Genomic DNA, 1,333 nt, shown 5'->3' with positions numbered 1-1,333 from the left:
ATGGTTAAAGATTTATTGGATTCAGATGGGGTTGCGTGCCATTAGCTAGTTGGGGAGGTAACGGCTCACCAAGGCGACGATGGCTAGGGGAGCTGAGAGGCTGGTCCCCCACACGGGCACTGAGATACGGGCCCGACTCCTACGGGAGGCAGCAGTAGGGAATATTGGGCAATGGACGAGAGTCTGACCCAGCCATGCCGCGTGCAGGATGAAGGCTTTCTGAGTCGTAAACTGCTTTTATCAGGGAAGAAAAAAGGGCGTGCGCGCTCTACTGACGGTACCTGATGAATAAGCACCGGCTAACTCCGTGCCAGCAGCCGCGGTAATACGGAGGGTGCAAGCGTTGTCCGGATTTATTGGGTTTAAAGGGTGCGTAGGCGGTTCTTTAAGTCCGGGGTGAAAGCCCACTGCTCAACAGTGGAACTGCCCTGGAAACTGGAGGACTTGAGTACAGACGAGGGTGGCGGAATGGATACTGTAGCGGTGAAATGCATAGATAGTATCCAGAACACCGATTGCGAAGGCAGCTGCCTAGACTGTAACTGACGCTGAGGCACGAAAGCGTGGGGAGCGAACAGGATTAGATACCCTGGTAGTCCACGCCGTAAACGATGGATACTCGCTGGTGGCGATAGATGGTCACTGGCTTAGCGAAAGCGTTAAGTATCCCACCTGGGGAGTACGCTCGCAAGAGTGAAACTCAAAAGAATTGACGGGGGCCCGCACAAGTGGTGGAGCATGTGGTTTAATTCGATGATACGCGAGGAACCTTACCTAGGCTAGAATGCGCGTGACCGGCTCAGAGATGAGCCTTTCCTTCGGGACACAAAGCAAGGTGCTGCATGGCCGTCGTCAGCTCGTGCCGTGAGGTGTTGGGTTAAGTCCCGCAACGAGCGCAACCCCTATGTTTAGTTGCCAGCATGTAATGATGGGGACTCTAGACAGACTGCCTGCGCAAGCAGTGAGGAAGGCGGGGACGACGTCAGGTCATCATGGCCCTTACGCCTAGGGCTACACACGTGCTACAATGGACGGTACAGCGGGTTGCCAACCAGCGATGGTGCGCCAATCCCGAAAAGCCGTTCTCAGTTCGGATCGGAGTCTGCAACTCGACTCCGTGAAGCTGGAATCACTAGTAATCGCGTATCAGCAATGACGCGGTGAATACGTTCCCGGGCCTTGTACACACCGCCCGTCAAGCCATGGAAGTTTGGTAGACCTGAAGCTGGTGCTCCGCAACGAAGCCAGTTAGGGTAGAACAGGTAACTAGGGCTAAGTCGTAACAAGGTAGCCGTACCGGAAGGTGCGGCTGGATCACCTCCTTTCTGGAGCA

Annotated in this window: 1 other annotated feature (cut by a window edge). The window is 55.1% G+C overall.

The annotated features are described in order from the left end of the window. Positions 1-1,333, top strand: a sequence feature (most likely nonfunctional fraction of RNA operon) (it continues 2,948 nt past the right edge of the window).

This window comes from Hymenobacter artigasi (assembly GCF_012275535.1).
Classification (GTDB): Bacteria; Bacteroidota; Bacteroidia; order Cytophagales; family Hymenobacteraceae; genus Hymenobacter; species Hymenobacter artigasi.
The sequence above is the reverse complement of the archived record's forward strand: the minus strand, read 5'-3'. Positions and strand labels throughout refer to the sequence as shown.